The sequence below is a fragment of the uncultured Comamonas sp. genome (assembly GCF_964277875.1).
Taxonomy (GTDB): domain Bacteria; phylum Pseudomonadota; class Gammaproteobacteria; order Burkholderiales; family Burkholderiaceae_C; genus Comamonas; species Comamonas sediminis.
In genome coordinates this window covers 25,017-47,131 of sequence record NZ_CAXYJV010000022.1, presented here as the reverse complement: position 1 = coordinate 47,131, position 22,115 = coordinate 25,017, and the positions used below count along the sequence as shown (strand labels likewise).

The 22,115-nt window shown below is 64.9% G+C and carries 26 protein-coding genes; 6 read left to right on the top strand and 20 right to left on the bottom strand.

What is annotated here, in order from left to right:
- Nucleotides 1-10 precede the first annotated feature (10 nt).
- Genes ACHWUQ_RS08680 through ACHWUQ_RS08665 form a run of 4 tightly spaced genes read left to right on the top strand, consistent with a single transcriptional unit; the run spans nt 11 to nt 4,359 of the window.
- Nucleotides 11-967, top strand: coding sequence for a fatty acid desaturase (locus ACHWUQ_RS08680; protein ID WP_394680899.1), 957 nt, complete (start codon nt 11-13; stop codon nt 965-967).
- A gap of 6 nt (nt 968-973) precedes the next feature.
- Entirely contained in the window at nt 974-2,917 is a 1,944-nt protein-coding gene (locus ACHWUQ_RS08675; protein WP_394680898.1) for an iron-containing redox enzyme family protein, read from the top strand.
- Nucleotides 2,914-3,837, top strand: a complete 924-nt coding sequence (locus ACHWUQ_RS08670) for a DUF6999 family protein (RefSeq protein ID WP_394680897.1) — start codon at nt 2,914-2,916, stop codon at nt 3,835-3,837. Before ACHWUQ_RS08675 ends, ACHWUQ_RS08670 begins: the two co-directional genes overlap by 4 nt.
- A gap of 21 nt (nt 3,838-3,858) precedes the next feature.
- Nucleotides 3,859-4,359 carry a gamma-glutamylcyclotransferase gene (locus ACHWUQ_RS08665; protein ID WP_369460763.1) on the top strand — a complete coding sequence of 167 codons (501 nt, stop codon included), beginning with the start codon at nt 3,859-3,861 and terminating at the stop codon, nt 4,357-4,359.
- 24 nt (nt 4,360-4,383) lie between these two features.
- Here the strand turns inward: ACHWUQ_RS08665 and ureG are convergent, their stop codons facing one another.
- The 8 genes from ureG to ACHWUQ_RS08625 are packed head-to-tail and all read right to left on the bottom strand — an operon-like array spanning nt 4,384 to nt 9,846.
- Nucleotides 4,384-5,043 carry an urease accessory protein UreG gene (gene ureG / locus ACHWUQ_RS08660; RefSeq protein WP_133855334.1) on the bottom strand — a complete coding sequence of 220 codons (660 nt, stop codon included), beginning with the start codon at nt 5,041-5,043 and terminating at the stop codon, nt 4,384-4,386.
- Nucleotides 5,040-5,747: an urease accessory protein UreF gene (locus ACHWUQ_RS08655; RefSeq protein WP_394680896.1), complete on the bottom strand. Its 708-nt coding sequence runs from the start codon at nt 5,745-5,747 to the stop codon at nt 5,040-5,042. The genes ureG and ACHWUQ_RS08655 overlap by 4 nt, the downstream gene beginning before the upstream one ends.
- Nucleotides 5,744-6,319 carry an urease accessory protein UreE gene (ureE, locus tag ACHWUQ_RS08650; protein WP_312452648.1) on the bottom strand — a complete coding sequence of 192 codons (576 nt, stop codon included), beginning with the start codon at nt 6,317-6,319 and terminating at the stop codon, nt 5,744-5,746. Before ureE ends, ACHWUQ_RS08655 begins: the two co-directional genes overlap by 4 nt.
- On the bottom strand, nt 6,316-6,798 hold the full coding sequence (locus tag ACHWUQ_RS08645) for a GNAT family N-acetyltransferase (protein WP_394680895.1): 483 nt from the start codon (nt 6,796-6,798) through the stop codon (nt 6,316-6,318). The genes ureE and ACHWUQ_RS08645 overlap by 4 nt, the downstream gene beginning before the upstream one ends.
- Before the next feature lie 14 nt (nt 6,799-6,812).
- Nucleotides 6,813-8,531 (bottom strand): urease subunit alpha, encoded by a 1,719-nt coding sequence (gene ureC / locus ACHWUQ_RS08640; protein WP_394680894.1) that lies wholly within the window; start codon nt 8,529-8,531, stop codon nt 6,813-6,815.
- A 49-nt stretch (nt 8,532-8,580) separates the two neighbouring features.
- Nucleotides 8,581-8,889, bottom strand: a complete 309-nt coding sequence (locus ACHWUQ_RS08635) for an urease subunit beta (RefSeq protein ID WP_230775352.1) — start codon at nt 8,887-8,889, stop codon at nt 8,581-8,583.
- Nucleotides 8,890-8,903: 14 nt separating this feature from the next.
- Nucleotides 8,904-9,512 carry a HupE/UreJ family protein gene (locus ACHWUQ_RS08630; RefSeq protein ID WP_394680893.1) on the bottom strand — a complete coding sequence of 203 codons (609 nt, stop codon included), beginning with the start codon at nt 9,510-9,512 and terminating at the stop codon, nt 8,904-8,906.
- 31 nt (nt 9,513-9,543) lie between these two features.
- Complete coding sequence (locus ACHWUQ_RS08625) at nt 9,544-9,846, bottom strand: urease subunit gamma (protein WP_239809268.1); 303 nt, start codon at nt 9,844-9,846, stop codon at nt 9,544-9,546.
- Between the two features lie 260 nt (nt 9,847-10,106).
- On the opposite strand from ACHWUQ_RS08625, the gene ACHWUQ_RS08620 reads away from it, so the two are divergent.
- Nucleotides 10,107-10,937: an urease accessory protein UreD gene (locus ACHWUQ_RS08620; RefSeq protein ID WP_394680892.1), complete on the top strand. Its 831-nt coding sequence runs from the start codon at nt 10,107-10,109 to the stop codon at nt 10,935-10,937.
- Between the two features lie 50 nt (nt 10,938-10,987).
- Here ACHWUQ_RS08620 and ACHWUQ_RS08615 read toward each other — a convergent pair whose 3' ends face one another.
- The 5 genes from ACHWUQ_RS08615 to ACHWUQ_RS08595 are packed head-to-tail and all read right to left on the bottom strand — an operon-like array spanning nt 10,988 to nt 15,177.
- Complete coding sequence (locus ACHWUQ_RS08615) at nt 10,988-11,596, bottom strand: SCO family protein (RefSeq protein ID WP_394680891.1); 609 nt, start codon at nt 11,594-11,596, stop codon at nt 10,988-10,990.
- A 7-nt stretch (nt 11,597-11,603) separates the two neighbouring features.
- A complete protein-coding gene (gene cyoE / locus ACHWUQ_RS08610) occupies nt 11,604-12,503 on the bottom strand; it encodes a heme o synthase (RefSeq protein WP_312452589.1) in 900 nt (299 codons plus the stop codon).
- Nucleotides 12,504-12,536: 33 nt separating this feature from the next.
- On the bottom strand, nt 12,537-13,667 hold the full coding sequence (locus ACHWUQ_RS08605; RefSeq protein WP_312452575.1) for a COX15/CtaA family protein: 1,131 nt from the start codon (nt 13,665-13,667) through the stop codon (nt 12,537-12,539).
- A gap of 12 nt (nt 13,668-13,679) precedes the next feature.
- Nucleotides 13,680-14,420 (bottom strand): hypothetical protein, encoded by a 741-nt coding sequence (locus ACHWUQ_RS08600; RefSeq protein ID WP_239809273.1) that lies wholly within the window; start codon nt 14,418-14,420, stop codon nt 13,680-13,682.
- On the bottom strand, nt 14,353-15,177 hold the full coding sequence (locus tag ACHWUQ_RS08595) for an SURF1 family protein (RefSeq protein WP_394680890.1): 825 nt from the start codon (nt 15,175-15,177) through the stop codon (nt 14,353-14,355). The genes ACHWUQ_RS08600 and ACHWUQ_RS08595 overlap by 68 nt, the downstream gene beginning before the upstream one ends.
- Nucleotides 15,178-15,380: 203 nt before the next feature.
- Here ACHWUQ_RS08595 and ACHWUQ_RS08590 point away from each other — a divergent pair, with 203 nt between their 5' ends.
- Nucleotides 15,381-15,599, top strand: coding sequence for a DUF2909 domain-containing protein (locus tag ACHWUQ_RS08590; protein ID WP_133855322.1), 219 nt, complete (start codon nt 15,381-15,383; stop codon nt 15,597-15,599).
- 25 nt (nt 15,600-15,624) lie between these two features.
- On the opposite strand, the gene ACHWUQ_RS08585 is transcribed toward ACHWUQ_RS08590, so the two are convergent.
- From ACHWUQ_RS08585 to ACHWUQ_RS08555, 7 genes are all read right to left on the bottom strand, one after another.
- On the bottom strand, nt 15,625-16,506 hold the full coding sequence (locus ACHWUQ_RS08585) for a cytochrome c oxidase subunit 3 (RefSeq protein WP_394680889.1): 882 nt from the start codon (nt 16,504-16,506) through the stop codon (nt 15,625-15,627).
- 56 nt (nt 16,507-16,562) lie between these two features.
- Nucleotides 16,563-16,775 carry a DUF2970 domain-containing protein gene (locus ACHWUQ_RS08580; protein ID WP_239809277.1) on the bottom strand — a complete coding sequence of 71 codons (213 nt, stop codon included), beginning with the start codon at nt 16,773-16,775 and terminating at the stop codon, nt 16,563-16,565.
- A complete protein-coding gene (locus ACHWUQ_RS08575) occupies nt 16,775-17,401 on the bottom strand; it encodes a cytochrome c oxidase assembly protein (protein WP_239809278.1) in 627 nt (208 codons plus the stop codon). The genes ACHWUQ_RS08580 and ACHWUQ_RS08575 overlap by 1 nt, the downstream gene beginning before the upstream one ends.
- Nucleotides 17,402-17,419: 18 nt before the next feature.
- Entirely contained in the window at nt 17,420-17,527 is a 108-nt protein-coding gene (locus tag ACHWUQ_RS08570) for a cytochrome oxidase small assembly protein (protein WP_394680888.1), read from the bottom strand.
- Nucleotides 17,524-19,170, bottom strand: coding sequence for a cytochrome c oxidase subunit I (ctaD, locus tag ACHWUQ_RS08565; RefSeq protein ID WP_116924682.1), 1,647 nt, complete (start codon nt 19,168-19,170; stop codon nt 17,524-17,526). The genes ACHWUQ_RS08570 and ctaD overlap by 4 nt, the downstream gene beginning before the upstream one ends.
- Nucleotides 19,171-19,209: 39 nt before the next feature.
- Complete coding sequence (gene coxB / locus ACHWUQ_RS08560) at nt 19,210-20,865, bottom strand: cytochrome c oxidase subunit II (protein WP_394680887.1); 1,656 nt, start codon at nt 20,863-20,865, stop codon at nt 19,210-19,212.
- Between the two features lie 297 nt (nt 20,866-21,162).
- A complete protein-coding gene (locus ACHWUQ_RS08555) occupies nt 21,163-22,071 on the bottom strand; it encodes a biotin synthase (protein ID WP_394680886.1) in 909 nt (302 codons plus the stop codon).
- Nucleotides 22,072-22,115 lie beyond the last annotated feature (44 nt).

Genomic DNA, 22,115 nt, shown 5'->3' with positions numbered 1-22,115 from the left:
ACCGGTCCGCATGACCCGCGACGACAGCCTGCCCCAGCCCGCCACCGCCTCCCGCAAGCTGCCCCGGCTGCGCCATTGGCGTGACTGGCAATCGCTGCTCTACATGCTGGCGCTGCCACTGATCGCCGCCTGGCAATGGCAGCATGGCCTGGTCTGGTGGCTCTATTTGGTCGAGCTGTTTCTGACTCTGGGCATCGGCGTCATCCACCATAACCACACGCATCTGCGCATGTGGACCGGGCAACACAGCCGCTGGCCCAACCGTGCCACCGACTATGCGCTGACCCTGCTGCAAGGCCATCCCACCTTCGTATTCTGGCCCGCACATGTGGCCAACCACCACCGCTACAAACATGGCGAGCAGGACATCGCCCGCACCTACCGCTTTGGGGGCGACACCAACCACCTCTGGGGTTATCTGGTCCATCCGCTGCAGGCGGCCTGGGTGCTGTACCCGCTGTTCATCCGCTGGCTCCGTGGCCTGCGCCAACGGCATCCGGGCGCATTTCGCTACTGCATGGGCCAGTACGCGCTGTGGCTGGGCAGCTGGGCGGCTCTGCTGGCGCTGGATTGGAAAAAGGCGCTGCTCTTCGTCATCGTGCCGCAGCTCCATGGCCTGCACTGGCTGCTGGCCACCAACTACCTGCAACATGCCCATGCCGATGGCCGCAAGCCCCCCAAGCCGGAAAACGATACCGGCAGTGGCATGCTGAACTACGCACGCAATTTTGAGGGCATGGTCAACCCGTTGCTCTTTAATATTGGCCTGCACACCGCCCACCATGAATGCCCGCATGCACACTGGTCGGCGTTGACCCGCCTGCATGCCGATGAATACCGTCACCGGGTCCACCCGGTGCTCAATGAGGCAGGCCTGTTGCCGTATATGGCGCGGGTCTTTGTAGGAGGGTTGGTGCGCCGATCGGCCCGCAGCCGGTCGCTGATGCCGCCTATGGAGAAAAAGTAGTCATCTATGCCAGTCGCATACTCGCAGGTCTATATCGAATCCGCCGGTCACTTCATGCCCGGTGCCCCCGTCGCCAATGACGGCATGGATGCCTATGTGGCTCCGCTCAACCGGCTGTCCGAACGCATCAAGCGCCGCATCCTCGCGGAAAACGGCATCCAGCAGCGCCACTATGCGATTGCGCCCGATGGCAGCACCACCTACAGCAATGCGCAAATGGCCAAGGGCGCTATTGAAGCAGCATTGGCGCAGGCCGCAAGGCCGCTGGCAGACATCGGCTTTCTGGCCAGCGGTTCATCGGGTGGCGATGCGCTGATGCCCGGCTTTGCCAGCATGATCCAGGGCGAGATGGCCGCCCCGCCGATGGAGCTGCTCAGCGTGCATGGCGTCTGCGCGGCCAGCGTCGGCGCGCTGCAAAGTGCGGCGCTGGCGGTGGAGCATGGCACGCATGGCCATGCGCTGGCGGTGGTCAGCGAGATGCCATCCCGGCTCTTCAAGCGTTCGCGCTACGCGGGCCAGGACTACAACACCGATTTTGATGCGCACTTTTTGCGCTGGATGCTGAGCGATGGCGCCGGCGCCGTACTGTTGGGCCAGGGCGCCGCGCTGCCCCAGCGCCCCGACCTGCGCCTGAAGCTGCGCTGGACACACCAGCGCAGCTTTGCCGGCGACTACCCCGTGTGCATGCAACTGGGTCTGACGCATGACCGCCAGCGCAGCCACCTGGATTTCCCCTCCTGGGCCGACGCCGAGGCCGCGGGCGCGCTGTCGCTGCGCCAGGACATCCGCCTGCTGCCCCACCTCTTCGATGTCTGCATCCACGAGTACGCGCGCATCGCCCACCAGGGCTGGCTGCCCGAGCGCGGCATCGACCACTTTCTGTGCCATTACTCGTCGGAGAAATTCATCCCCGTCGTCGATGAGCTGCTGAACAAGGCCCAGCTGTCCATCCCGCGCGAGCGCTGGTGGAGCAACCTGGCCTGGCGCGGCAACACCGGTGCGGCCTCCATTTTTGTGATGATCGCCGAGTACCTGCAGACCCAGCATGCGCGCCTGAAACCCGGCGACACGATGCTCTGCTTTGTGCCCGAATCCGGCCGCTTTACCGCTGGCTATATGCTGCTGGAGGTGGAGAACCACACGCCCGCCAGCCCGGCAGCAGCCCGTGCGAGCACGCCTGCCCAGCGGGCCACCCCCGCCGCCGCCGCTGCACAAAGCGCGCTGATCGCCCCACCCCATGACCCTGCCGCCGCCCCGGCAGGCCTGGCACCCTTGCTGACCGAGCTGGCCAGCATCTGGCATGACTACCGCTCCCAGGTCTGGCGCACGCCGCTGGTGCACCGCGTCCACAGCGGCCAGATCCAGCCGGCCGACTATGTGCGCTGGATGAGCCAGTGGGTACCCCAGGTGCGCGAAGGCAGCCTGTGGATGCGCGAAGGCGCGGCCTCGCTCACAGGCGCCTATGCCGAGCTGGCCGCGCTGATGGGCGTGCATGCCAGCGAGGAGCAGAACGACTTCAAGATCCTGCACCAGGACTACCTCAACGCCGGCGGCACGCAAACCGACATCCAGCAGCTGCGCCGCAACCCCGGCGGCGAGGCGCTCAACAGCTACCTGCACAGCCTGGCGGCCACCCCCAACCCGATTGGGCTCCTGGGTGCCATCTACATCATCGAAGGCACGGGCCAGCGCATCGTTCCCAGCCTGCTGCCGCTGCTGCGCCAGCACCTGGCACTGGGACCGGACTGCTTCCGTTTTCTGGAATACCACGGCGCCAATGACGAAGACCACCTGGAGCGTTGGCTGATGGCCGTGCAGATGGCCATGGCGCTGGACGAGACCGGCACTGCCGCTGCGGCGATTGCCGCCACCGCACGCCATACCGCGGCGCTCTACCTGATGCAGTTCCGGCACATTCTGGATGCCACGGCCACGGAGCCCGCACGATGACCGACTTCCGCGACATTCCCCACGACGAGCGCGATCCCAACCCCTGGCTGGCGCTCTACCTGGACGATAGCACGCCGCTGCCCGACCATGTCAAGGCAGCCTGGCTCAAGGATTCGAGCAGCCGCTCACGCCAGTTTCTGCTGCCCTTCATCCGGCCGATTGCACGGCTGAGCATCATCCTGATCCAGATCCTGAAGGTGCTGCTGCCCAAGCGCTGGGCGCATTCCAAGCTGCTGCACCGCACCCTGGCCTTCAGCATGAACCGCTTTGTCTCGCCCGAGGCGAACTGGCTCATCATGCGCCACTTCCATCTGGGCTCGCAGATCCTGAGCTTTATCGGCGCCAATGCCCCCACGCCCGTGCCCACACAGCCACTGGCACCGATGGAGATCGACGACATCAAGGACGAGCTGTTCCTCAAGCACGACCTGAACCTGTTCAACTTTGTCATCCGGCTCAACACCAGCTTGCGCACCCATGGCCAGCACATGGGCCCCGTCGCCGAGCCCAACTTTGGCATGCTCTGCGATCCGCCGCTGGAGCTGGCGGCGATGCCGCAGGGGCGGCTGAACATTCTGGATCTGCAAAGCGCCATCGAGGTCTACACGCCGGTCTACCAGCTGCTGCTGACCGACAACGATTTCTGGCGCGCCAGCAATTCGCTGCAGCTCGACGAGACCGTCGCCATCTATGCGGCCAAGATCCTGTCCTCGCCCGAGCATTTGGTGATGCTCAACAACAAGCACCCGCTCGTGCCACTGTCCACCCTGCGCGCCGGCCACCGCCTGGTGCTGCATGGCCTGTCCACCGAGATGCTGCACTGCCTGCTGATGCGCATGGCCACCGGTGAGACCCCGCTGCCCAGCCGCGAAATCGCCAAGACCCGGCAGGCCGCCGGCCGCTCCCCCCAACCCAGCTGAGCCACCGTCCACCACCTTCCGATGCAGACGTCGCCCCCCGAACACCCTATCCCCGCACGCTGGAGCCCTTGCGGCGCCGGCCATGTCGCCGTCTATGGCACCTTGCGCGCCGGCGGCGTCAACGACATCACCCGCCTGGCCGACCAGCTCGCCTGCGTGGGCCGCACCCTGCTGACCGGCACCTTGTATGACCTGGGCTGGTACCCCGGTTTGCAACTGCAGGGCAGCGGCCTGGTGCTGGCCGAGGTCTACCCGTTGAGCGATGCGCTGGAGCAGGCGATGGACCGCATCGAAGGCATCTGGCCTGTCGATATTGGCGAATACACCAAGCGCGTGCTGACCCTGGATGTGGAGCTGGTCAGCGGCGGCCAGCAGCCGCTGGAGGTGCTGGTGTACGAGGCCCTGCCCCCCGCCCTGCACGGACGCACGCAGATCACCGCGCAGGACTGGCTGGAATGGATTGCGCAGCAGGGCCGCGAGCACCCCGATACGGCATTCAGCTTGAACACGCCCCCGGGCTAAGCTGCAAACGCCCAAGCCAGGGGCTCAGCCCAGCAGCAGACCCTGCTTTTCGATAAAAGCGACCACCTCGTCCAGACCATCCAGCGTCTTCAGGTTGGTCATCACAAAGGGCTTGGTGCCCTTGGGGCCGCTGCGCATGCGCTCGGTGTCGCTGCGCATGACATCCAGATTGGCACCCACATAGGGCGCCAGATCGGTCTTGTTGATCACAAACAGATCGCTTTTGGTGATGCCGGGGCCGCCCTTGCGCGGGATCTTCTCGCCGGCCGCCACATCGATCACATAGATCGTCAGGTCCGACAGCTCGGGGCTGAAGGTCGCAGCCAGGTTGTCCCCGCCCGATTCAATAAAGACGATGTCGGCATCGGGAAACTGGCCCAGCATGCGGTCAATCGCCTCAAGGTTGATCGACGCATCCTCGCGGATCGCCGTGTGCGGGCAGCCGCCCGTCTCCACCCCCATGATGCGCTCGGCCGGCAGCGCGCCGCTGACGGTCAGCAGGCGCTGGTCTTCCTTGGTGTAGATGTCATTGGTGATGGCGATCAGGTCCCATTTGTCGCGCATGGCCTTGCACAGCATCTCGAGGATGGTGGTCTTGCCCGAGCCCACGGGCCCGCCGATGCCGACGCGCAGCGGGGGCAGCTTTTTGCTGCGGTGGGGAATGTGGTGCAGTGCAGTGCTCATGATCGAAAAAGCCGTGAGTATTGGTGTTCATGCCGGGCCGAGAGAATGGCCAGCATCGGAGAAAAAGCCTGGCGCTGGTCATCGCCCAGCGCCAGCGCATAGTCGGCCGCGCCCGGTATCGCCTGCGCCAGCCGCGCCAGAATGCGCTGGCCGGCACTCTGCCCCAGCGGTACCGATTTGATGGCCGCCTGCACCATGTTCTCGGCCCAGCCAAAGGCATAGGCCAGCAGCGCATCGCGCGCGCCTGCGCCCGCCAGGTGCGCGGCCAACGCAAAGGCCAGCGGGTAGCTCGCATCCTCGGCCGCCAGCCAGTGCACCAGCGCCAAGGCCTGGGCATCATCGGTATAGCGGTTCTGCAGCCAGGCCACCAGCGAGCGGCCCATCTGCTCGGTCTGCAGGCGCAGCTCACTGCTCTCGCGCGTCTGCAGCACCCAGGCATTGAGCGCAACAATGCGCGCGCGCTCATCGCGCTGCCAGGCCTGCATCGCCTGTGCCAGCACCGCCATATCGCCCCGTGCCTGGCTCAGCTGCAGTTGCTGGTCAATCCAGTCTGCGGCCTGCGCCTCGTTGCCTACCAGCGCCGCATTCACGCCCGCCTCCAGCCCTTCGGAATACGAGAATCCTCCTATCGGCAAAGCCGGCGAGGCCAGCCACATCAGCTGCAAAAAACTGGCGGGCGAGAGGCTGAGGGGCTGCATGCTCATCCGTGGTGGTGCGGATGGGCATGGCCATGCCCGTGGTCATGGGGGTGGTCATGGCTGTGCCCGTGGCCATGCCCATGGTGGCTGTGGCCATCGTTGGTGACATGCCCGCCATAGGCGCCGCCTTCGGGCTCAAAGGGCATGTTTGCCTCAACGACGGTCATGTGCATGCTGCGCAGCATGTCGGCCAGCACATGGTCGGGTTCGATCTTGAGGTGGTCGGGCTGCAGCTCGATCGGCACATGGCGGTTGCCCAGGTGGTAGGCGGCACGCATCAGGTCAAACGCCGAGCCATGCTGCGCGCAGGCGCTGATGTGCAGCACTTTTTGCGGCGCGGCCTGCACGAGGACCACCGAGCCGTCTTCGGCCACCAGCACATCACCACCGCGCACGGCCTGGCCGCGTGGCAGAAAAATCGCCAGCGCGCGGCCGCTGCTGTCGGTGGCCGAGAAGCGCGATTTCTGGCGCACATCCCAGTCCAGTTCGACAAAGCTCGCGCGCTTGCGCAGGGCCGGTGCCAGGCCTTGGCCGCCGGGCAGACATTTGGAGACCTGCAGCATCGCTTGCGCCGTCATGACAGTTCCAGGCGCATGAAGCAGCTGTTCGGATCGGGCTGGTAGCTGCCAAACGGTGCGCAGTGGGCAAAGCCATTGCGCGCGTAGAAGCGGCGCGCCGGCGCAAAAAAGGCCTCGGTACCCGTCTCCAGGCTGATGCGTGCAGCCCCCATCGCCCGGGCTTGGGCCAGTACATGGTCCAGCACCTGCTGGGCTGCGCCCGAGCCGCGCTGCTCGGCGCCCACCCGCATCGATTTGAGCTCCAGATGGCCGGCATCCAGGGTCTTGAGCGCGCAGGTGGCGACCAGCGCCTGGGGCTCTTGCCCGGCCGTCCAGGCGGTCCAGAGGTACATGCCGGGCGCACGCAGCTGCTCCGGGTCCAGCGCATGCACGCTCTCGGGCGGCGAGATACGGCGCATATCGCTCAGGTGCTCTTCCAAAAACGCCAGCACGCGCGGGTCGGTCACCGGGTCGCGCTTGAAAATCAATGGGCTTGCCATGGGTCTCTACCGCTTCAAAACAGAAAATAACGCTGGGCCATCGGCAGGCTGCTGGCCGGCTCGCAGGTCAGCAGCTGGCCATCGGCGCGCACCGCATAGGTCTGGGCATCCACCTCCATGTGCGGCGCCAGGTCGTTGTGCACCATGTGCTGCTTTTGCAGGCCGCGAATGCCCTTGACGGGAGACAAGGTCTTGGCCAGCCCAAAGCGCTGGCCAATGCCGGCGGCCAGGCCGGCTTGCGAGACGAAGGTCAGCGAGGTCCTGGCCATCGCCCCGCCAAAGGCGCCAAACATCGGGCGGTAGTGCACAGGCTGCGGCGTCGGGATCGAGGCATTGGGGTCACCCATGGCCGCCATGGCAATAAAGCCGCCCTTGAGAATGCAACTGGGCTTGACGCCAAAGAAGGCCGGCTTCCAGATCACGATATCGGCCCACTTGCCTACTTCCAGGCTGCCCACCTCATGGCTGATGCCATGGGCAATGGCCGGGTTGATGGTGTACTTGGCGATGTAGCGCTTGATGCGAAAGTTGTCATGCCGGTCGCTGTCGCCCGGCAGCGCGCCGCGCTGCAGCTTCATCTTGTGCGCCGTCTGCCAGGTGCGCAAAATGACCTCGCCCACCCGGCCCATGGCCTGGCTGTCGGAGCTGAACATGCTGATCGCGCCGATGTCGTGCAGGATGTCCTCGGCCGCAATGGTTTCCTTGCGGATGCGGCTCTCGGCAAAGGCCAGGTCCTCGGCAATGCCGGCATCCAGATGGTGGCAGACCATCAGCATGTCCACATGCTCGTCCAAGGTGTTGATCGTGTAGGGCCGCGTCGGATTGGTGGAGCTGGGCAGCACATTGCTCTCGCCCACCACCTTCAAAATGTCCGGCGCATGGCCGCCGCCCGCGCCTTCGGTGTGGAAGGTGTGGATGGTGCGGCCCTTGAACGCGGCCACCGTGTCTTCGACAAAGCCGCTCTCGTTGAGCGTATCGGTATGGATCGCCACCTGGGTGTCGGTCAGCTCGGCCACATCCAGGCAGTTGTCGATCGCGGCGGGCGTGCTGCCCCAGTCCTCGTGCAGTTTGAGGCCAATCGCGCCGGCGCTGATCTGCTCATGCAGTGCCAGCGGCAGGCTGGCATTGCCCTTGCCTAGAAAACCCAGGTTCATCGGAAAGGCATCGGCCGCCTGCAGCATGCGCTCCATGTTCCAGGCGCCGGGCGTGCAGGTCGTCGCAAAGGTGCCGGTGGCCGGGCCGGTGCCACCGCCAATCATCGTGGTCACCCCGCTGGTCAGCGCCTCCTCGATCTGCTGGGGCGCGATGAAGTGGATGTGCGTGTCGATGCCGCCAGCGGTGACAACCATGCCTTCGCAGCTGATGATCTCGGTGCCCGGGCCGATGATGATGTCCACCCCCGGTTGCGTGTCCGGGTTGCCCGCCTTGCCAATCGCGTCAATGCGGCCGCCCTTGAGTCCAATGTCCGCCTTGACGATGCCCCAGTGGTCAAGGATCAGCGCATTGGTCAGCACCGTGTCCATCGCGCCCTGCGCACTGCTGCGCTGGCTTTGCGCCATGCCGTCCCGGATGGTCTTGCCACCGCCAAACTTCACCTCTTCACCATAGCCGCCTGCGCGCAGGGTGAAGTCCTGCTCCACCTGCACGATCAGCGCGGTATCGGCCAGGCGCAGGCGGTCACCCACCGTAGGCCCATAGGTTTCTGCGTATGCACGTCTGTCCATCGTTGCCATCAGAACCATCCTGTCTTAGAGCGCAGGCTCGCAGGCTGCGTGCTGCGCATCATTCCAGCGCCCCTTGCACCAGGCCGCGAAAGCCGTAGATCTGCCGGTCACCACCGATGTCCACCAGCTCCACCGTGCGCTGCTGGCCGGGCTCAAAGCGCACGGCCATGCCGCTGGCAATATGCAGGCGCATGCCGTGGGCCGCCTGGCGGTCAAACACCAGGCCGGCATTGGTCTCGGCAAAGTGGTAGTGCGAGCCGACCTGGATGGGCCGGTCGCTGGCGTTGTGCACCACCAGGCTGGTGGTGCGGCGCCCCGGGTTCAGCGTATGTTCGCCGGCGTCCAGCAGCAGTTCACCTGGGATCATCGTGCGGCTCCTCGTCAGGCCAGGCGGGTCAGCATGGCTGCGCCCAGGACGGCGGTGGCGCCGCCCGCCAGCCTGGCCAGCCAGCGGTGGCGCTGCATGAAGACCTGGCCCAGCACCATGCCGGCAACATGCAGCAGAGCCGAGCCCAGCGCCATGCCCGCCAGCGCGCCGGCAGATGCCAGTGCAGAATCGGCCGCCAGCTCAAAGCCGTGGGCCGCACCATGGAAAAACGCAAACACCCCGGCCAGCGCAGCGGCCAGCACCCAGGGCATCTGCTTTTGCACGGCCACCAGCAGGCCCAGCACCAGCACCGATGCGGCAATCATCGGCTCCACGCCGGGCACCCACAGGCCCGCAAAACCTGCCAGTGCGCCGGCCACCAGCAGGGCCACAAAGGCAGCCGGTGCACGCCAGGCGGGCGTTACGGTCAGCGCACTCCAGGCACCCACGGCCAGCATGGCCGCCATGTGGTCGGCACCGGTAAAGGGGTGGGCAAAGGCATGGCCAAAGCTGCTCAAAAAGCCATGGTGGCCGCCGCCATCGCTGCCCACATGGGCGAGTGCAGACAGGGGCAAGGCGGCAGCGGCAAGCGCCACACTGGCAGAGAGTTTCTTGAAGTTCATGGTGCTATCTTGCGCAGGGGAAAGAAGGAGTTCAGACAATGGGCTCGTGCACGGTGACGAGCTTGGTGCCATCGGGGAAGGTGGCCTCGATCTGGATATCGGCAATCATCTCGGGGATGCCCTCCATCACATCGGCGCGGGTCAGCACCGTGCGGCCGGCGCTCATCAGCTGGGCAACGGTTTGGCCATCGCGCGCACCTTCCATTACGAAGGCGCTGATCAGGGCCACTGCCTCGGGGTAGTTCAGCTTGAGCCCCCGGGCCAGGCGCCGCTCGGCCAGCAAGGCGGCGGTAAAGATCAGCAGCTTGTCTTTTTCGCGAGGTGTCAGTTCCATACGGACTGCAAAGCAAGGCACATGCCAAGGGCCGCAGCGGCAGCGCATGCACGCTTTCCGTGCTGCATCGCCAAACCTCTGCACCACAAGCATGCAAGCCTGGCGCAGATGCACCAATTCAGCGCAGCCCGCACCCCAGCGCAGTGCAGTTCCTGGCACGTGGCTTGCAAAAGCCCAGGCATGTCCTGCGCACCCTTCTCGCCTCCGATCCCGGCCCCTGGGCTATGCTGCCCAGCGGCGACTCCGCACCAGCGCCAGCGATGAGCTGGCATGCCCAATTGGCGCTGCAGTACCACCCGCACGCCGGCAAGACCTCGGTGCATTTCAGCCACGATGGCCCGCTGCGCATCCTCAAAAGCCTCTACCCCGAAGGCCCGGGCATTTGCCACAACGTGCTGGTGCACCCGCCCGGTGGTCTGGTGGGCGGTGATGTGCTGGATATCTCGGTGGAGGTAGCGGCAGGCGCGCATGCGCTGGTGACCACACCGGGGGCGACGCGCTTTTACAAGAGCAATGGCCAGCCAGCCTTGCAGCGCACCCGCCTGCGGCTGCAGGCCGGCGCCCGGCTGGAATGGCTGCCGCTGGAGGCCATTGCCTACAACGCCTGCGATGCAGCCAATGAGCTGCAGATGGAGCTGGCACCCGGCGCAGAGCTGCTGAGCTGGGACATCACCGCGCTGGGCCTGCCGCTGGCGGGCCAGCCCTTTGTGCAGGGGGTGTTCTCCCAGCACATCGCCTGGCCGGGGCATTTTCTGGAGCGTGGCCGCATCCGGGCCGATGATGGGCTGCTGCTCAACGGCCAGCTCGGTCTGGCCGGCCAGCGCTGCATGGGCAGCCTGGTCTACGCCAGCGGCTCGCCGATCGCCCGCGCCCAGCGCGAAGCGCTGCTGGAGAGCACCCAGCTGCTGCTGGAGGCCGCGCCTGCAGAGGTGATGGCAGGCGTGACCGCGCCGAACGAGCACATGCTGGTGCTGCGCGGCCTGGCGCCGGTGGTGGAGCCGGCGATGCAGTTGTGGAAGACGGTCTGGGGCCACTGGCGCAGCAGCCTCTGGGGCCTGCCGGCGCAGCGGCCGCGCATCTGGTCGATGTAAGAAGCTGTTCTAAGGGGCTGCCTGCCCCATTCGCCTGCGCGATTGCGCGCTCAGGCGCCGTCGATCAGCTGCTCGATGTCTTTGGCCAGGGTATCGACCGGCGTGCCGTAGCGGCTGTACAGGCGCAGGCGGCCTTCCGGGTCGAAGATGTAGTCGCCCGCGGTGTGGTCCATTGTGTAGCTGTCCGGGGTCTGGCCCTCGACCCGCTTGTAGTAGACCTTGAAGTCCTTGGCCATCTTGGCCGTCTCCTCGTCGCTGCCGCGCAGCGCCAGAAAGCTGGGGTCGAAGTTGGCCAGGTAGGCCTGCAGGATCTCGGGCGTATCGCGGGCAGGATCGACCGAGGCAAAGATCACCTGCAGTTTGTCGCCCTTGGCGCCGAGCTTTTGCTTGACGGCGGCCAGGTCACCCAAGGTGGTCGGGCAGACATCGGGGCACTGGGTAAAGCCAAAGAACACCAGCACGACCTTGCCCTTGAAGTCCGCCATGCTGCGGCGCTGGCCATGCTGGTCGGGCATCGAGAAATCCTGGCCATACTCTTTGCTGCCCGTCAGGTCGATGGCGTTGAAATCGGCCTTGGATTTGCAGGCGGTCAGAAAACCGGCAGTCGAGGCCAGCATGGCCGAGCCCGCCAGCCAGCGAAGGGCATTGCGCTTGTTCATTGCAGATTTACCAGCTCACATAGTGGTCCACCAGCAGCGCCACGAACAGCAGGCTGAGGTAGACCAGTGAAAAACGGAAAGTCTTGCGTGCCAGCGCATCGGAGTAATTGCGCCACAGTGCAAAGGCATAGCCAAAGAACCCGGCACCGAGCACAACGGCCGCCACCAAGTAGATCCAGGAGCTCATCTGGATGATGAAGGGCAGCAGGCCGGCGGCAAACAAGACCACGGTGTAGAGCAAGACCTGCACGCGGGTGTAATAGTTCCCATGGGTGACCGGCAGCATCGGCAGGCCGGACTTGCGGTAGTCCTCCACCCGGTACAGCGCCAGCGCCCAGAAGTGCGGAGGCGTCCACAGGAAGATGATCAGGAACAGCAGCAACGCCTGGGGCGAGACATCGCCGGTCATCGCAGCCCAGCCCAGCACCGGCGGCATGGCGCCCGATGCGCCGCCGATCACGATGTTCTGCGGCGTCAGCGGCTTGAGGATCACGGTGTAGATGATGGCGTAACCGACGAAGGTGGCAAAGGTCAGCCACATCGTGATGGCATTGATCCAGACGATCAGGATGGCCGAGCCGGCAATGCACAGCGCTGCAGAAAACATCAGGGTCTGCAGGTTGGACAGCTCACCGCGCGCCGTCGGGCGCCAGGCGGTGCGCTTCATGCGCGCATCGATGCTCTGCTCCACCAGGCAGTTGAAGGCGGCGGCGGCCCCCGCCACCAGCCAGATGCCCGCGCAAGCAACGGCCATGCGCAGCAGCTCGGCGCCGGTGGGCACACCGGGCACGGCCAGCACCATGCCGATCAGTGCGCAAAACACAATCAGCTGCACCACCTTGGGTTTGGTCAAGGCATAGAACTGCGCAAAGCGGTTCGGCATTGGCGTTGCGGCAAGTTCGGTCATCGGGGCACTCAGTCTTTGTTCCATACAGCGTCATCAGCTCGCAGCACTGCGGGCAGGTTCAGCGCCCGCAGTACACCAGATCCAGGTCAGCACCACCATGATGGCGGCAGCGCCCCCGGTGTGCAGAACGGCCGCCAGCATCGGCCAGTCCAGCACCACATTCGACAGTCCCGTGGCAAATTGCAGCAGCGTCAGGCCGATCAGCCAGCGGCGCTGCTGCCGCAGCAGCGGCACCGTGTGCAGCATCCAGCCCAGCCACAACAAGGCGGCAATCACCAGGTAGGCAAACAGCCGGTGCATGTAGTGGATGGCCACCAGCGCTTCGTAGCTGATGTGCGACCCGTCGGCCAGAAAGCCGAGCGGGCGCCAGATCTGGAACCCGTCGAAGTTCATTGCCGGCCACCAGGCGCCATTGCACATGGGAAAGCTGGTGCAGGCCAGCACCGCATAGTTGGTACTGACCCAGCCACCCAGGGTCACCTGCGCAAACACCAGCAGCGCCGTGACCGCCACCAAGCCGCGCAACAGGCGCGGCACTGGGACTAACCCTAGATTATCGGCAAATTGCGTGTGGCGCGTTGCCTGCACGGTTAATAGCATCAAGAGCACGGTGCCACCCAGCAGGTGCAGGGTGACGATGGCGGGGAACAGCTTCATCGTCACGGTGAGCGCGCCAAAGGCCCCCTGGATCAGCACCCAGACCAGCGTGGCGGTCGGCCACCAGGGGCTGATCGGCTGGGATCCACCGCGTTTGCGCTGCAGCCAGGCACTGGCGGTCAGCACAATGATCAGGCCGCCCACGGCGGTGGCCAGGTAGCGGTGGATCATCTCCACCCAGGCCTTGCCATGGGTGACCGGGCCGGTCGGCATGGCCGCTTGCGCGGCCGATATCTCGGCATGCGCGCCAATCGGGCTGGCATTGCCGTAGCAGCCCGGCCAGTCCGGGCAGCCCAGGCCGGAATCGGTCAGCCGCGTAAAGGCGCCAAACATCACCAGGTCGAAGGACAGAAACAGGGTCAGAACGGCGAGCACCTGCAGGCGCTTGAGCGGTGTGGCACCCCGGTGGCGCCACCAGATCCAGACGATGGGGCCCAGCGCAATGATGGCCCCGGTGAGCAACACACGCGCCAGCGGCGCGAAATCATACAAATCCTGCGAAGTCATGCTAGCTATCCACTACCGCCCTTCCTGGTCCCAACTCGACGACGCGCGCAACAAACGCTCCAGATCCTTGCGCGCCTTGGCCGCATCGGAGCGGCTGAGCTGGGCGGGGAAACGCATCATCCAGTGGCCCAGCGGGTCCACCACATACAAATGTTCGCCCAGCTGCTGGCCGGCCGCCGGCTGCAGCCACTGGGCCACCAGGGCCTGAGGCACCCTCAGCACGGTGGCCTGGTCCAGCGCGGCGCGCAGGGCCTGCGGCGGCTCGCCGTCATCGGTCACCAGCCAGACCCAGTCCAGCCGGTCCTTCTCACGGCCCAGGCTCTCGCGCAGCTGGCGCTGCAGGTAGAGGTTGTTCTGGCAAACCTCGTCGCAGGCCGCAGCCGAAGCGCTCAGCAGCAGCCACTGGCCTTTAAGGCTTTGCAGGTCAAACGGCCGGCCGTCCAAGGTCTTCACCTGCGCGGCCGGAATCGCCGGCTGCTGGCTGACCAGCTCGCCAAAATTGCGCCGCCCTTCGGGTCGGATCACGTAGTAGGTGAAGTAGGAGGCGATCACCGGCGCCGCACAGACCAGCAGCACCAGCAACATCTTGAGGCGGCCGCTGCGCGAGCGCTCGGCCTGCTCCAGGGCGGCTTCCGCCTGCCCGGCAGGCGGCAGGCCATGCACGGTCAGGCCCAGCAGCGCTTCATCAGCGGGCGGCGGGGCCTGGGTGGCTGCGGCGTCGAAGGACACGTCGGACAATTTGGAACCAGACATAGAGGATCGCAATCAGGCTACACAGACCAAACCATTGAAATGCATAACCATAATGCTTTTCCACGCCGCTGCCTACTACGGGCCAGTCGCGCAGCAGGCCTTCACTGGACTGCCCGGTCTGCACCACGGTGAGTGCTGCCAGGGGCTGGCCGGTTTCCTGCGCGTAACCATCGGTGTCGAGATTCTGCCGGATTCGGGAAACCCCTGGGTTCCCGGCGGACGTCTGCAGCTCGAAAAGCCGCGCCGGCTGGCCCGCGACCCGCCCCTCCAACTGCACCATGCCGGCAGGCGTTTGCACCTCGGGCAGCGCCAGCCGGTCTTCAAAGTTGCGCGGTACCCAGCCGCGCTGCACCAGCACCGTCTGCGGCTGGCCTGGCGCTACCGGGCCGGCCAGGCGCAGCGGCGTCAGCACATAAAAGCCGGGGCGCGCCTGCATCTGGCGGTTGTCCAGGAAGACCGTGAACTGCGGCAGCCACTCGCCCTGCAGCACCACCTGGCGGTGCAGCAGGCTGGCGCGCTCGTCCTCGCCCATGGGCTGCAGCAGGCTGGCCCCGGCCAGCGCCGGAAGGGCGGCACGCGCATCCAACTGGGCCTGGTAGGCCAGCTTCTGGTCGGCGCGGCGCAACTGCCAGAAGCCGAGCGAGGCGGTCAGCAGCATCGAGGCCGCAGCGGCGGCGGTGATCAGCACAAAACGCAGCTGCGTGCGGCGCTCCGTAGGGGTCCTGGGGATGGGGGAGGAAGCAGAAGGCGCGGGCATAGGCTGGTTATACCCGGTGCAGAGCGCAGCAGCCAGCACCGCGCTGGCGGCGATGCTGCTGGGCACGACTATTGGGGTGCGGGCCGATGGCGCCCAAACTGGCGCTGCCGCACAATGGGTTGGTTGCGCCGGCTGCCAGAGATGCGCCCCGGGCGCGACGCAGCGCATTCGAAGAACACCGAGACAATCCTGAGGACAGCACTATGCACCTGCTCATCGCACTCGCCTTTGTGGTGATCCTGGCCTGCCTGGCAGCGGCCGGGCTTTTCATGCTGCGCGGCAACCAGTCCGACGCCGGCAGCAAGCGCATGGCCTGGGCGCTGACCTTGCGCATTGCGCTGTCGGTGCTGGTGTTTGCCGGCATTCTGCTGGCCTGGAAGCTGGGCTACCTGCAGCCCCATGGCATCCCGCTGGGGGCTTGAGGCCCCGGCAGCGGCCAACCTTCCACTACATCCAGTACACGAGGATGTAGAGGCCCAGCCAGACCACATCGACAAAGTGCCAGTACCAGGCGGCGCCCTCAAAGCCAAAATGCTTCTTGGCGGTGAAATGGCCTTTTTGCAGCCGCAGCGTGATGACCAGCAGCATCAGCATGCCGATGAACACATGCAGGCCATGGAAGCCCGTCAGCATGTAGAAGGTGGAGCCGTAGGTGCCGGAATTGAGCTTGAGGTTCAGCTCGGTGTAGATGTGGAAGTACTCATAGCCCTGCACGCAGAGGAAGATGATGCCCAGCACCACCGTCATCCACATGAAGCGGATGCACTTGCTGCGCTGGTCGGCCTGCAAGGCATGGTGGGCAATGGTCAGGGTGACGCCCGAGGTCAGCAGCAGCGCGGTATTGATGGTGGGCAGCCAGAAGGGGCCTACGGTCTGGAACGGCTCGACGATGCCGGCGGGCGAGGCGGTGGCGCCCATTTCCACACTGGGCCACACGGCCTTGAAATCGGGCCAGAGAAGGGCATTGTCCAGGCTGCCCAGCGCTGGCAGCGAGTGGGAGCGTGCCCACCACAGCGCCGTGAAGAAGGCACCGAAGAACATCACCTCCGAGAAGATGAACCAGCTCATGCTCCAGCGGTAGGACAGGTCGATGCGGTGGCTGTAGAGGCCCTGCTCGCTTTCGCGGATCGCATCGCCAAACCACTGGTACAGCACAAACAGCCACCAGGCAATGCCGGCAAAGAGCAGGTACATGCCCCAGGTATGGCCGTTGACCCAGTTGCCGGCGCCGGCAATCACAAAGCCCAGGCCAATGGCCGCCATCACCGGGTGGCGGGACTCGGCCGGAACATAGTAGTACGGTGTGGTGCCATGGGAAGTCGCACTCATCGCTGCTCCTGAAATATCGTTTATTGATTCATTCTTGCGCTATGCCAATACTGGCATCAAACCAGCCACTGCACCAGGGCCATCAACCCCAGTACAAACAGGAAGATCGCCACCAAACCCACGGCGATCACCTGCAACGGCGTGATCTGCACGCCATCCTCTTGCCATTCCGCGCCCTTGCGCACCCCCAAAAAGGACCAGGCCACGGCCTTGACCGTGCGCCAGAGATTGCCTTTGCGCGGCGGTTGCGGGCCGGGCACGCTCGCCATCAGGAGGCCCCTGCCTGCGCCCCGGCGCCCTGCACCGCAGGCACCAGCACCGCCGTTGACGCAGGCGCTGCCGGGATGCGGCCACCGACCTCAAAGAAGGTATAGGACAGCGTGATCGTCGTCACGTCCTTGGACAGCTTGGGGTCGATCACAAAGGCCACTGGCCATTCCTTGCGCTCACCGGGCTCCAGCGTGTATTGGTTGAAGCAGAAGCACTCGAGCTTGTTGAAATACGGCGCGGCCTGCTTGGGCGCATAGCTTGGAATCGCCTGGGCCGACATGCGGTGGTCCTGCTCGTTGCGGAACTCGTACATCACCGTGCTCAGCGCGCCGGGGTGGACCTGCATCGAGCGCACCGCGGGCTTGAAGCTCCAGGGGCCGCGCGCATTCGCATCGAACTCCACGGTGATGGTGCGGCTCTCGTCGACCTGGCTGTTGAGCTTGACGTTCTTGCCCGCGGTGCCGTTGCCCGGCACATCGCGCTCGGTCAGCGCCAGGATGTTGATGCCGGTGACCTCGCAGATGCGCTTGTACAGCGGGATCAGCGCGTAGCCGAAGGCAAACATGCCAAAGGCGACCACGGCCAGCTTGCCCACCATCTTCGCGTTGTCTGCATGTCTGCTCACCTGCTGCTCCCCGTGCTGCTAGAGCACCGTCATTTTTACGAGAAATCCAATGAAGAACGCCACGGCGATCGACGCCAGAATCCATGCCAGTCGCCGGTTGGCCTTGCGCTGCACCGGCGTGATCATCCAATCACCTTGGTGGCGGTCGCATCAAGCTTGGGCGGCGTCTCAAAGGTGTGGAAAGGCGCGGGCGATGGCACCTCCCACTCCAGACCTTCGGCACCTTCCCAGGGCTTTTGCGGGGCCTTCTCGCCACGGTGGCGCATGCCAGGCCAGACGACGAAGGCGAAGAAGTACACCTGCATCAGACCAAAGCCGAAGGCGCCGATCGACGCGATCATGTTGAAATCGGCGAACTGCATCGGGTAGTCGGCATAGCGGCGCGGCATGCCGGCCAGGCCCAGGAAGTGCATCGGGAAGAAGGTGATGTTGAAGAAGATCAGCGAGCCCCAGAAGTGGATGCGGCCGCGCGATTCGGAATACATCACGCCCGTCCACTTGGGCGCCCAGTAGTAGTAGCCGGCAAACATCGAGAACAGCGAGCCCGCCACCAGCACATAGTGGAAGTGCGCCACCACATAGTAGGTGTCCTGCAGCTGGATATCGATCGGCGCCATCGACAGGATCAGGCCGGTGAAGCCGCCCATCGTGAACACGAAGATGAAGCCCACCGAGAACAGCATCGGCGTCTCGAAGGTCATCGAGCCGCGCCACATTGTCGCGACCCAGTTGAAGATCTTCACCGCCGTCGGCACCGAGATCAGCATCGTCGCGTACATGAAGAACAGCTGGCCGGTCACCGGCATGCCGGTGGTGAACATATGGTGCGCCCAGACGATGAAGGACAGGATCGCAATCGCCGCCACCGCATAGACCATCGAGGCATAGCCAAACAGCTTCTTGCGGCTGAAGGCCGGCACGATCTGGCTGATGATGCCAAAGGCCGGCAAGATCATGATGTAGACCTCGGGGTGGCCGAAGAACCAGAAGATATGCTGGTACATCACCGGATCCCCACCACCAGCGGGGTTGAAGAAGCTGGTGCCAAAGTGGCGATCCGTCAGGGTCATCGTGATGGCGCCGGCCAGCACCGGCATCACAGCGATCAGCAGGTAGGCGGTGATCAACCAGGTCCAGGCGAACATCGGCATCTTCATCAAGGTCATGCCCGGCGCGCGCATGTTCAGGATCGTGACGATGATGTTGATCGAGCCCATGATCGACGAGGCACCCATGATGTGCATCGCAAAAATGCTGGTGTCCATCGAAGGACCCATTTGCAGGGTCAGTGGCGCATACAAGGTCCAGCCCGCAGCGGGTGCCCCACCAGGCATGAAGAACGAGCCCACCAGCATCAGGCCGGCCGGGATCATCAGCCAGAAGCTGAAGTTGTTCATGCGGGCAAAGGCCATGTCGCTCGCGCCAATCTGCAGCGGCAGCATCCAGTTCGCAAAGCCGACAAAGGCCGGCATGATCGCGCCGAACACCATGATCAGCCCGTGCATCGTCGTCAGCTGGTTGAACAGCTCGGGATTGACCAGCTGCAGCCCGGGCTGGAACAGTTCGGCACGGATCAGCAGGGCCAGCACCCCGCCGACCATCAGCATCGTGAACGAAAACAGCAGGTAGAGGGTGCCGATGTCCTTGTGGTTGGTCGCAAACACCCAGCGGCGCCATCCCGTGGGCGCACCATGGTGGTGGTCGTCATGGGCATGGTCGGCGTGGCCGTGGTCGCTATGGCTGGGGTCTGTGGGGAGAACAGCGCTCATAAATCTTGACTCCGATGGCTCTTCTGGGGCTTGCACGCTTCAGGGTGCAGCAACAATATCGACACGGCGCGCCTGGCTGTCAGCGCCCTCGCCTGCGGTGATGGTCTGCGGCTTGCGCAGTTCGATGCGTGCTTCGGCCACGCCCTGCGCGACCAGCAGCTTGGCCACCGCCTGGGCGCGCTCCTTGGCCAGCAGCGCATTCTGATCAGCATTGCCAGTGCCATCGACAAAACCGGACAACGCTACCTTGCCGCTCTGGCCGGCCAGGGTCGCGGCCGCCTTCTTCACGGCTTCCTGCGCTGCGCTGTCCAGCTCGCTCTTGCCGCTGGCAAACAGCACTTGGGAGATGGGCGCTTCTGCGGCTGCTGCAGCATTGGCACCGGCCGACTCAGCGGCTGCTGGTGCTGCTGCAGGGGCTGCTGGTGCTGCTGCAGGATCTGCTGGGGCCGCAGAGGCTGCCCCTTCCGCTGGCGCTGCGCCCGGTGCAGCAGCAGCGGCTGGCGCGGCCGAGCCTCCGCCTTCAGGGAAGGTGCCGCCCCGTGCAGCGACAAACTGGGCGGGTTGCACCATCGTGCCCGTCTTGTTGCTCCAGTGGTTCTTGGTGAAGGTGACCACCGCCGCAAGGTCGGTATCGCTCAGTTGCTTCCAGGACGGCATGGCCCCGTTGGCGCGGCCTTCCAGCACCGTGTGCATCATGTCGGCCGTCGGGCCCAGTACCACCGGGCTGCCATCGAGCGCCTTGATCGGGCCGGCGCCCTTGCCGTTGGCCTGGTGGCAGGCGGCGCAGTTGGCGGCATAGACCTTTTCGCCTCGGGCCACCAATGCGGCCAGCTCCCAGACCTTGTTGGGATCATCAGCCTGTGCGGCCAGCAGCTTCTTTTGCTCAGCCACCCAGGCGCTGTAATCACTGGCCGACAGCACCTTCACATGGATGGGCATGTAGGCATGCTCCTTGCCGCAGAGCTCGGCGCACTGGCCATAGTAGTCGCCGGTCTTTTCGGCGCGGAACCAGGTGTCGCGCACAAAGCCCGGAATCGCATCCTGTTTGATGCCGAAGGCCGGCACCATGAAAGAGTGGATCACGTCGGCAGCGGTGGTGATGATGCGCACCTTCTTGTCGACCGGCACGACCAGAGGCTTGTCGACGCGCAGCAGGTAGTCATTGGGCGCCTTGGAGACATCGCCGCTGTTCGACATCGCACGCTGGCCGCTGTCCAGGGTGGAGATAAAGCTCAGGCCTTCGCCTTCGCCGGTCAGGTAGTCATAGCCCCATTTCCACTGGTAGCCGGTGACCTTGACGGTCAGATCGGCATTGGTGGTGTCCTTTTGCGCGACCAGCACCTTGGTGGCTGGCAGGGCCATCAGGATCACGATGATGAAAGGCAGCACGGTCCAGGTGACCTCAACCGTGACCGATTCATGGAAGGTGGCAGGCACGGCCCCCTTGGATTTGCGGTGCTTCCAGATCGCATAGAACATCACCGCGAACACACCGACAAAGATGATGGTGCAGATCCAGAGCATCATCCAGTGCAGCGTGTGTTGCTCCTGGGCAATACGGGTAACGGGGGGAGCCAGGTTCATCTGCCCTACGGCCGGGCCGCCGGGAAGACTTTGCACCGCATGGGCTGCGGAAGTGAGGCCGGATGCCACCAGCAGCAGCCAAGAAGCCAGCTTATGAGAATCACTTTTCATAGTTGTCACTTACTTCTCATCTTCTCATCGTTATATAGGGCAGGCTGAATGATGTGGGGGACAACATCCAGCCGCGTGGTGCAGACACCGCCGGGCGCATCTCCGCTTGCACCCGTACCACTTGGTCGTTACAGCGAGCATGGCCGCAACCGCGCAAGATTGCAACCCATGCAATCCCGGGATCATAGGAGATTGACAACAGAGACTGTCCAACACTGGACAGTCGCTGAATATGTTAGGTCGTTTGCCGAGCCACCCAACCGCCTGCGCACAAGGCGTAAGGGGCGGCCCCAGCCATCAAGCGCCGCCTGGGCGCCCCTGGCGCAGCATCTGCTGCATGTCCTGCACGCTGATGCTGCTCTCGCCTTGCACCTTCATGCGCGGCGTGGGCTTGAAGGCATGGCCGTAGATGATCTCGAACGACAGCACCAGACGGCCCTGCTCCTGCGCATTGGCCAGCTTGGCCGTCAGCAAGGCGTCGAGCTGGTCGCGCCACTGGCGGCCGCGCAGGCCGCCAAAGCGGGCCGGGTGCAGGTTGCGGCCCAGCTCACGCAGCTCGGCGCGCAATTGCGCGGCGCCTGAATACGACAGGCTGATGCGCTCCATGTCCATCACCGGCTCGGCAAAGCCGGCCTGCACCAGCATATCGCCCCAGTCGTGCATGTCGGTGAACTCATGGCTGGCCGCAGGCCAGTCCTGGCTCGCATAAGCCGCGCGCAGCTCTTTGAGCGTGTCCGGCCCGAAGCAGGAAAACATCACAAAGCCGTTGACCGCCAGGCTCTGGTGCCAGGTCTGCAGCAGCTGCTGGGGGTTGGGGTGCTGGTGCAGCGCCATATTGGCCCAGAGCATCTGCACACTTCCCGGCGCAGGCAGGCCCCAGTGCAACTTGGCCTGGCGCCAGCGGCTCAGTGCCCACCAGGGCTTGTCCAGCTGGCTGCGCAGCAGCGCGGCATGGGCCGGACGGCTTTCGACGATGTGGACGTCAGCCGCAGGGTAGCGTTCTGCCACCTGCTGGTGTGCCTCCAGCCCGCCGTAAACTGGCTCCCAACTGCACCAGGATTCGGGTTTTTGCACGATCCACTGCAGGCGCTCCTGCATCCGGCGGCCGACCTCCTCGTGCAGCCAGGGGCTGTGCGCAGGCGCGCGCCGCTGCCAGGCATGGGCGGCTTGGGGGTCGATCGAGGGAGGTGCGGTAAATTCAGCCATGGGGGACACCTGCGCTTTGGCGCGCAGATTATGGATTGGTATAA

Bases quoted from the DNA above. Each gene is read 5' to 3' on its own strand.
- ACHWUQ_RS08570 (WP_394680888.1), bottom strand. From the start codon at position 17,527: ATGATCACGCCGGTGCAGCGCAAGGCCAACCGGCGACTGGCATGGATT.
- ACHWUQ_RS08555 (WP_394680886.1), bottom strand. From the start codon at position 22,071: ATGGCTGAATTTACCGCACCTCCCTCGATCGACCCCCAAGCCGCCCAT.
- ureE (WP_312452648.1), bottom strand. From the start codon at position 6,319: ATGACGGCGCAAGCGATGCTGCAGGTCTCCAAATGTCTGCCCGGCGGC.
- ACHWUQ_RS08620 (WP_394680892.1), top strand. From the start codon at position 10,107: ATGAGCTGGCATGCCCAATTGGCGCTGCAGTACCACCCGCACGCCGGC.
- ureG (WP_133855334.1), bottom strand. From the start codon at position 5,043: ATGAGCACTGCACTGCACCACATTCCCCACCGCAGCAAAAAGCTGCCC.
- ACHWUQ_RS08645 (WP_394680895.1), bottom strand. From the start codon at position 6,798: ATGGCAAGCCCATTGATTTTCAAGCGCGACCCGGTGACCGACCCGCGC.
- ACHWUQ_RS08600 (WP_239809273.1), bottom strand. From the start codon at position 14,420: ATGTCTGGTTCCAAATTGTCCGACGTGTCCTTCGACGCCGCAGCCACC.
- ACHWUQ_RS08680 (WP_394680899.1), top strand. From the start codon at position 11: ATGACCCGCGACGACAGCCTGCCCCAGCCCGCCACCGCCTCCCGCAAG.
- cyoE (WP_312452589.1), bottom strand. From the start codon at position 12,503: ATGACCGAACTTGCCGCAACGCCAATGCCGAACCGCTTTGCGCAGTTC.
- ureC (WP_394680894.1), bottom strand. From the start codon at position 8,531: ATGGCAACGATGGACAGACGTGCATACGCAGAAACCTATGGGCCTACG.
- ACHWUQ_RS08595 (WP_394680890.1), bottom strand. From the start codon at position 15,177: ATGCCCGCGCCTTCTGCTTCCTCCCCCATCCCCAGGACCCCTACGGAG.
- ACHWUQ_RS08630 (WP_394680893.1), bottom strand. From the start codon at position 9,512: ATGAACTTCAAGAAACTCTCTGCCAGTGTGGCGCTTGCCGCTGCCGCC.
- ACHWUQ_RS08605 (WP_312452575.1), bottom strand. From the start codon at position 13,667: ATGACTTCGCAGGATTTGTATGATTTCGCGCCGCTGGCGCGTGTGTTG.
- ACHWUQ_RS08590 (WP_133855322.1), top strand. From the start codon at position 15,381: ATGCACCTGCTCATCGCACTCGCCTTTGTGGTGATCCTGGCCTGCCTG.
- ACHWUQ_RS08585 (WP_394680889.1), bottom strand. From the start codon at position 16,506: ATGAGTGCGACTTCCCATGGCACCACACCGTACTACTATGTTCCGGCC.
- ACHWUQ_RS08635 (WP_230775352.1), bottom strand. From the start codon at position 8,889: ATGATCCCAGGTGAACTGCTGCTGGACGCCGGCGAACATACGCTGAAC.
- coxB (WP_394680887.1), bottom strand. From the start codon at position 20,865: ATGAAAAGTGATTCTCATAAGCTGGCTTCTTGGCTGCTGCTGGTGGCA.
- ACHWUQ_RS08655 (WP_394680896.1), bottom strand. From the start codon at position 5,747: ATGAGCATGCAGCCCCTCAGCCTCTCGCCCGCCAGTTTTTTGCAGCTG.
- ACHWUQ_RS08670 (WP_394680897.1), top strand. From the start codon at position 2,914: ATGACCGACTTCCGCGACATTCCCCACGACGAGCGCGATCCCAACCCC.
- ACHWUQ_RS08615 (WP_394680891.1), bottom strand. From the start codon at position 11,596: ATGAACAAGCGCAATGCCCTTCGCTGGCTGGCGGGCTCGGCCATGCTG.
- ctaD (WP_116924682.1), bottom strand. From the start codon at position 19,170: ATGAGCGCTGTTCTCCCCACAGACCCCAGCCATAGCGACCACGGCCAC.
- ACHWUQ_RS08625 (WP_239809268.1), bottom strand. From the start codon at position 9,846: ATGGAACTGACACCTCGCGAAAAAGACAAGCTGCTGATCTTTACCGCC.
- ACHWUQ_RS08665 (WP_369460763.1), top strand. From the start codon at position 3,859: ATGCAGACGTCGCCCCCCGAACACCCTATCCCCGCACGCTGGAGCCCT.
- ACHWUQ_RS08675 (WP_394680898.1), top strand. From the start codon at position 974: ATGCCAGTCGCATACTCGCAGGTCTATATCGAATCCGCCGGTCACTTC.
- ACHWUQ_RS08580 (WP_239809277.1), bottom strand. From the start codon at position 16,775: ATGGCGAGCGTGCCCGGCCCGCAACCGCCGCGCAAAGGCAATCTCTGG.